At 71.4% G+C, this 7,315-nt stretch carries 5 protein-coding genes; all 5 read left to right on the forward strand.

Annotated elements, in window-relative coordinates:
- The coding region (locus WC555_RS14800) for a chromosome partitioning protein ParB (RefSeq protein ID WP_373254799.1) at positions 1-1,587 on the forward strand (1,587 nt) is incomplete at its 5' end.
- 156 nt (positions 1,588-1,743) lie between these two features.
- Positions 1,744-6,006 carry a strawberry notch-like NTP hydrolase domain-containing protein gene (locus tag WC555_RS14805; protein ID WP_373254800.1) on the forward strand — a complete coding sequence of 1,421 codons (4,263 nt, stop codon included), beginning with the start codon at positions 1,744-1,746 and terminating at the stop codon, positions 6,004-6,006.
- Positions 6,007-6,129: 123 nt separating this feature from the next.
- A complete protein-coding gene (locus WC555_RS14810) occupies positions 6,130-6,495 on the forward strand; it encodes a hypothetical protein (protein ID WP_325744314.1) in 366 nt (121 codons plus the stop codon).
- Between the two features lie 34 nt (positions 6,496-6,529).
- Complete coding sequence (locus tag WC555_RS14815; protein ID WP_373254803.1) at positions 6,530-6,949, forward strand: single-stranded DNA-binding protein; 420 nt, start codon at positions 6,530-6,532, stop codon at positions 6,947-6,949.
- Positions 6,950-7,075: 126 nt separating this feature from the next.
- Positions 7,076-7,315: GcrA family cell cycle regulator (locus WC555_RS14820; protein ID WP_373254805.1), on the forward strand; the 240-nt coding region annotated here is incomplete at its 3' end.

Below are 7,315 nucleotides of genomic sequence, written 5' to 3' on the forward strand. Positions count from 1 at the left end.
GAGATCGACATCAAACGCCTGGCCGCCCTGGCCGGGCTGCCGCCGGTCGCCCTCGCGGCCCTGAAGGCCGGGCGCATGACCCTCAAACAGGCCCGGCTGCTGGTCCGACTGCCGGACAAGGCCGAACAGGTCGAGCTCGCAGAGGCGGCGCTGGACGGGCATGGATTCCCCGACTGGCGCATCACGGAACGGCTCGACGAAGGGCGGGTCACCGTGCGGGATCGACGCTGCGCCCTGGTGGATCCGGTCCGCTATGGCGAAGCCGGCGGTCGCACCGAGGCGGATCTGTTCGGGGAGCTGGCGCCCGTATTGCTCGATCCGGACATCCTGACCGAGCTGTGGATCCGACGGGCGCGCGGCATCGCCGCCGTCTTCGAGGCCGAGGGGATCGCGGTGCATGTCACCGCCGGACCCGAGCCTGAACTGCCCGACGACCTGGAAGCGCTGGGCTATGTCTACGGCGGCCAGCTTCCGGCCGAGGACATGGCGCGTTACCGGGCCCAGCGCGAGGTGTTCAATAAGCGGGCGGAGACGGCCCGGCGGGCTCTCTCGGAGGCCGGCGACCCCGAGACTGTGGACGCCGCCATCATCGCCATGATCCGCGCCCGGGTGACGGCGGACCAGACGGGTTGCGGCGGGCGGGTGGTGACGACGATGGTGATGTGGCCCGCCTCCGGCACGGGCGTCGATGTGCGCTGCTACACGCCCGAGGAACCCGGGATCGAGGAGGACGGTTCGACCGGGAGCGGTCCACCGGACCAGGCGTCGGCTCCGCCGGCCTATGTCCCTCCCGAAGTGGCGGCGCCCGCGCCGGAGACCGACGGCGTCAACCATGCCCTGCACGCCGTGCGCACCGACGTCGCGACGCGGGGACTGATCCGCGCCCTGGCCGATGACCCGGGCGCCGCCCTGACCGCCTTGATCGCGCGCCTGTTCACCGTTCTGGTGCTGCGCACCCATGTGGCGCGCCCGGACTCGGCTCTGGCCATCCTCGCCACCGGCTTCAATCCGGCCGGCGGGCGGGTGATCGAACCCCTGGACGGAGAGGTGCGCCAGCGGCTCGACGATCGCCGCGCGACCTGGCAGGCTTCGGGCGAGACTGTCATCGCCTGGGTTCATGCGCTGCCGCATGGCGAGAAGATGGGTCTGCTGGCCGAACTGACCGCGATCAGCCTCGACGTCCGCGAGGAACGCACGACCCTGATCCGGCGCAGCGCCCGCGCGGAAGCGGCTGAACTGGCCGCGCTCTGCGCGGCGGACGTCACCCTGCACTGGACGCCTGACGCGCCCTTCCTTCAGCTTCACTCGAAGGGGCTGCTGCTGGGGATGCTCGAGGCCATGGGGGCCGAAGACGACCGCGCCAGGTCGCTGAAGAAGGCCGAACTGGTCGACTGGGTCGCCGAACAGGCGGCGTCGCGGACCTGGGCGCCGGCCGGCCTGTCCTGGGCGGGCTCGCCGCAGGACGATGCCGACGAAGCTGACGACCGGCCCATCGACGAGCAAGACCCTGCGTTCGACGACGACGGGGTTGGGGCGTTCGCCGTCACCCCGGCCGGTGAGGCCGCGCTCGATCCCGCCGCCGCCTGACCGCCAGTCTTCCTGACGGACGCCGCCCCGGCTCAGCCGGGGCGGCGTAGTCGTGCGAATCCCTGGCGCGGAAAAGGCGAGGAAAGGGCGGGGCGAGGCGAGCCTGCAGGACCGGGAGGGAGGCGCCCTCCGCTCCAGGCTGCCGGAGCCTTCGCCATGTCCTCGACCCCCAACCTGTCCCTGTTCGCCGATCCGGCCGCCGGGGATGCCGCCGCCAATATCCTCGCTGCCGCCCGGGCGCTGGCGGCGCATCTGGCGCGGTCCCGTCCGCTCGACCGCAAGCTCGTCGCCGCCATCATGACGACCGCGTTCGGCGGGTCGGACGCCGAGGGCGTCTGGGCCTGGCGCGACGCCTATGACGCGATAGAGGCGGCGACGGTCCTGCAGGTCCGGCGTCTCGCGCCCCAGGTCGGCCGCCTGGAAGATGCGCCGGCGGAGATCACCGCCCTGCTGGCGGCCGTCTCGGCGCTCGGGCTGACCCAGTCCCGGCGCAGCGAGGCGCAGGTCGCGTTCGATCAATTCTCGACGCCGCCGCATCTGGCCGCGCTCGCCGTCCTGGCCGCCCAGGTGCGTCCCGGCGACCGCGTCCTGGAGCCCTCGGCTGGAACGGGCCTCATCGCCTCGGTCGCGGAGGCCTGCGGTGGGCTGCTGAGCCTGAATGAGCTCGCGACCGGTCGGGCCGACCTCCTCGACGGGCTCTTTCCGGGCGCGGACCGGACGCGCCACGACGGACGCCATATCCATGACCTGTCCGCGGGCTCGGGCGAATTCGACGTGGTGGTGTGCAATCCGCCGTTCTCGAACCTGGCCGCCCATCTGACGGCGGCCCTGAAGGCCCTGGCCGACCATGGCCGGTTGGCCGCGATCGTCCCCCTGAACGCCCTGACGGACGCCGCGCTGCTTCGCCGCCTCTGCGAGGTCGGCGCCGTCGTGAGCCGCATCGCCTTGCCGTCCGGCGGTTTCGCCAGACATGGGACCTCCGTGGAGACCGGTCTGCTGGTGATCGACCGCGCCGAAGGTCCCGCGGGCGCCGCGCCGCTCCAGAGCGCTGATGACCTGCAGAGCGCGGCCCGGATGACAGGGGCGATTTCGCCGCGGATCGGCGCCAGGCCGCGAACGCGCCTGCCGGTGACGATAGACGCCCTGCTGGGACCACGCGCGCGAGGCCTGGCCTTGCCCTCCGGCCGGCTGGCCTTTCTGGGTGGGGCTGCGGCCCTGACCTATGAGGTTCGCGCCTGGACGGGGGAGGGTCGCGATGTCGGGCTATACCAGGCCCACGCCCTGGGGCGGATCGTTCTGCCCGAGCCCCGCCCGCATCCGTCGCCTCTGGTCGAGTCCGGGCCCATGGCCTCGGTGGCGCCGCCGGCGCCGACCTATCGACCGGTACTCCCTCCGGCCATGCGCGACCAGGGCTGGATCTCGGACGCCCAGACCGAGATGGTCATCTACGCCGGCGAGGCCCACGCCGCGCATCTGCCCGGACAGTGGCGGCTGGACACGGCGCCCCACCATATGGTGCTCGCGCCCGAGGACCAGGAGGACGCCGTCCAGCTGCGGCGCGGCTTCTTCCTGGGCGATGGCACCGGCTGCGGCAAAGGCCGCCAGATCGCCGCCGTCATCGCCGACAACATGAGCCAGGGCCGGGTGCGCGCGCTATGGCTGTCACGGAACGACGCCTTGCTGGAGGACGCGCGGCGCGACTGGGCGGCGATCGGCGGCGGCGCTCATGACATCGTGCCCCTTTCGAGCTGGAAACAGGGGGACGCCATCCGGCTCGACCGGGGCATTCTGTACACGACCTATGCGACGCTTCGCCAACCGGCGCGGGGCGCCCGTCAATCGCGGCTCGACCAGATCATCGCCTGGCTCGGCGCGGATTTCGACGGCGTCATCGCCTTCGACGAGGCCCATGCGATGGCCAACGCCGCGGGTGGCGGCAAGGGCGCGCGGGGAACGAAGAAGGCGTCGCTGCAGGGGATGGCCGGTCTGGCGCTGCAGAACCGACTGCCCGATGCGCGGGTCCTCTATGTCTCGGCGACCGGCGCCACCACCGCCGAGAACCTGGCCTATGCCGCCCGGCTGGGCCTGTGGGGCGGGCCGGAGGCGCCCTTCATGTCGCGGGCGGATTTCCTGGAGGCCATGGACCGGGGCGGGGTGGCGGCGATGGAGCTGGTGGCGCGCGAACTCAAGGCGCTCGGCCTCTATGTGGCGCGGAGCCTGTCGTTCGAAGGGGTCGAATACGAGCCGCTGGTCCATCCCCTGACGTCCGACGACATCGCGATCTGGGACGCCTGGGCCGACGCCTTCCAGCTGATCCACGCCAATCTCGCCGAGGCCTTGAAGGCCGTCGGCGTCAACGACGAGGCGGGCAAGCCCAGGAGCGGCCAGGCCGCCTCGGCGGCCCATTCCGCCTTCGAGGGCGCCAAGCTGCGCTTCTTCGGCCATCTGCTCGCGGGGCTGAAGGCGCCGAGTCTGGTGGCCTCGATCCGGGAGGATCTGGGCCACGATCGCTCGGCCGTGGTCCAGATCGTCTCGACCAATGAGGCGGTGATGGAGCGGCGGCTGGCGTCCGTCCCGCCCGAGGAATGGAACAACCTTTCGATAGACATGACCCCGCGTGAATATGTCCTCGACTACCTGCGCGAGGCATTCCCGATCCACCTGATGGAGGCGGTCGAGGGGGAGAGCGGCGAGGTCGTCCTGGTTCCGGTCATGGACGACGGCCGTCCGGCCGTCAGCCAGGAGGCGCTGGCCCGGCGCGAGAGCCTGATCGAACAGATGGCCTGCCTGCCCGCCGTGCCGGGGGTGCTCGACGCCCTGTTGGAGGCCCTGGGCGCGGACGCCGTCGCCGAGATCACCGGGCGGTCCCGGCGGGTGGTCGTGCGCGACGGACGCAGGCTGGTGGAACGGCGCGGCGCCTCGGCGGCGCGCGCCGAGACCGACGCCTTCATGAGCGGCCGCAAGCGGGTGCTGATCTTCTCCGACGCCGGAGGCACCGGACGCAGCTATCACGCGGACCTGTCGGCGGCGAACCGGCAGCGCCGGGTCCACTATCTGGTCGAACCGGGCTGGCGGGCCGACGCCGCCATCCAGGGGCTGGGTCGCAGCCACCGCACCCACCAGGCCTCGGCCCCGCTGTTCCGGCCGGTCACGACGGACATCCAGGGCGAAAAACGCTTCACCTCGACCATCGCCCGCCGTCTGGACACGCTCGGCGCGCTCACGCGCGGCGAGCGCCGAACGGCCGGGGCGGGCCTCTTCCGGGCCGAGGACAATCTGGAAAGCCCATGGGCGCGCCGGGCCCTGCTGGTCTTCTACGGGGCCCTGGCGTTCGGTGAACTCGCTGCGATGACGCTCCAGACCTTCATACACAAGACGGGTCTCAAGCTGCTCGACGCCGACGGCGGACTCAAGCCGTCCGACGACCTGCCGCCGATCCACACCTTCCTCAACCGCCTGCTGGCGCTCAGGATCGCCGACCAGAACGCCTTGTTCGAGGACTTCGACCGCATTCTCTCGGGCATCCTCGAGCGTGCGGCCGCGTCGGGGGATCTGGACCGTGGACTTGAAGACATCGAGGCGGAGGAACTGGCGGTTCTGCACCAGGAAACCATCCGGACCGATGTCTCGACCGGCGCTGAAACCGCCCTGGTGACCTTCTCGCTCAGGGTTCGTCGCGACATCCTGCTCTCGCATGACGCGCTGGCCCGGGCCGCCGACGTCGCCCATCAGCTGGTCGTCAACGCCAAATCCGGCCGGGCGGCGGTCGCCGAGCTCGGCCTGACCACCGCCACGGACGAGGACCGGCTGGTCGCCGCCGTTCGCCTGGTCCGGCCGGATGGACGTCAGACCCTGCCGGAGAGGACCTTCGAGGAATCGGCCTGGAGGCCCGCGGCGGTCGATGAATGGCGCCGCATCTGGGATGAGGAGGTGGCGGGAACCGACCCCTGGCGGACGCGCGAGCTCACGCTCGCGACCGGTCTGCTGCTGCCGATCTGGGGCCGGCTGCCCGCGCGCGGCTGTTCGGTGCGTCGGGTCAGGGCGCCGGACGGCCGGCGCTGGCTGGGGCGTGTGCTGGACGAGGTCCAGGCACAAAGCCTCAAGGCGAGCCTCGGCCTGACAGATGTCGGCGAGGCCTGGTCGGACGGGGCGAGGACCGCCGCCACCTTGCTGGATCGCAACGTCCAGCTCTCGCTGGAAGGCGGCCTGTGGCTCAAGCGGTCGCGGGTCATGGACCGCTGGCGGATCGAGGTGGTCGGCGGGCGGACGGACCGCGACGCCCTGGTCGCGCTCGGGTGCTTCGTCGAGATCATCGCCTTTACGCCCCGGGTGTTCGCGCCGACGGATCGGCCTGAGGTGGTGGAGGCGGTGCTGCGCCGCCATCCCGTCCAGACCGTCCTCGACGGAGCGGCCGCCTGAGGCATGCGCCGGGCGGGGGCGAAGGCCCCGTCCGGGCAGGAGGGGCTGGAGGAAGGGAGGTCCCGGGTGAAGCGGGATCGGGGAGATCGGCTCCCCGGCGCTTCGGATCAACAGGAGACTGACATGCAGACCATGGTGTTCACCGGCCGGTTGGCGGCCGACCCCCAGATCAGCCCGGACTTCGCCAAGGCGGTGTTCCGGCTGCTCGAAAAGCGCGGCGTCGACGCCGCCGGCAAGGACCGGCTCGTCGGGGTCAATTGCGTCAGCTGGTCGAAGGGGCTCAACGAGAAGGTTATCGCCCGCGGACTGGCCCAAGGCTGCGAAGCCGTCGTCGTCGGCGCCTTCATCGACACGGCCTACGCCGCCAAGGACGGGACCGAACGCACCGCCAAGGAACTGGTGGTGAACCGGCTGACCGTCCTCGACTGGGCCGAGGCCCGCGACCCCGACACCGTCGACGCCCGCGAAACCGATCGCGCCGCCGCCTGATCCTCAACCGAATCCCATCTTCAGGAGACTGACCATGCAAACCCTCACCCTCGAAGGCTATCTGGCCGCCGACCCGTCCATCCTGTCGGCCCAGGGCTCGGGCAAGAAGCGCGCGAGCTTCCGCGTGCTGGAGACCACCCGCTTCCGGCGCGCCGACGGCACGCCGGGCGAGCGCACCACCGGCTTCAACTGCATCTGCTTCAACGAGGCCACGGCCGAGAAATACATCGAGCCGTTCGCCCGCAAGGGCAGCCGGGTCGTCATCCAGGGCCATGTCGAGAACGACACCTGGACCGGCAAGGACGGGGTCGAACACTACGATCTGCGTCTGATCGTCGGCGACATTCGTCTGAAGAACCGGCGCGAGCGGCCGTCGGCGGACGACGGCGCCGCCGACCGGCAGGTGCAGGAGCCGGCGAGCGGATACGATCTGAACGACGACATCCCGTTCTGATCCGTCGGCGAAAGGCGGAACGGCCCGGCGCGCGAGCGTCGGGCCGTTTCTGTGTGGGGACCGGGAGGATGAAGCGAGGCCGGGCGCGGGCGAGCCGATTGGGCTCGCTGACACCGGAGTTCCGCCATGACCGCCTCCGCCTGGACCGACGACCGCGTCGGTCGTCTCAAGACCCTCTGGCTCGAAGGCCGTAGCGCCGCACAGATCGCGCGCGATCTGGATCACGGCCTCACAAGAAGCGCGGTCCTGGGCAAGGTCTATCGCCTGGGCCTGTCGGCCGCTCGGCCGCCGGCCTCAAGGTCCGCCGGCCTCGCCGCGCCCCCGGTCGCGCGTCGGCCCTGGCCTATCCGTCCTGCGCCGCCGCCG

The sequence above is a fragment of the Brevundimonas sp. genome (assembly GCF_041648615.1).
In the GTDB taxonomy this organism is placed as follows: domain Bacteria; phylum Pseudomonadota; class Alphaproteobacteria; order Caulobacterales; family Caulobacteraceae; genus Brevundimonas.

What these genes read in the sequence shown, in the direction of transcription:
- WC555_RS14815 (WP_373254803.1), top strand. Translation starts at nt 6,530, where the DNA reads ATGCAAACCCTCACCCTCGAAGGCTATCTGGCCGCCGACCCGTCCATC.
- WC555_RS14805 (WP_373254800.1), top strand. Translation starts at nt 1,744, where the DNA reads ATGTCCTCGACCCCCAACCTGTCCCTGTTCGCCGATCCGGCCGCCGGG.
- WC555_RS14810 (WP_325744314.1), top strand. Translation starts at nt 6,130, where the DNA reads ATGCAGACCATGGTGTTCACCGGCCGGTTGGCGGCCGACCCCCAGATC.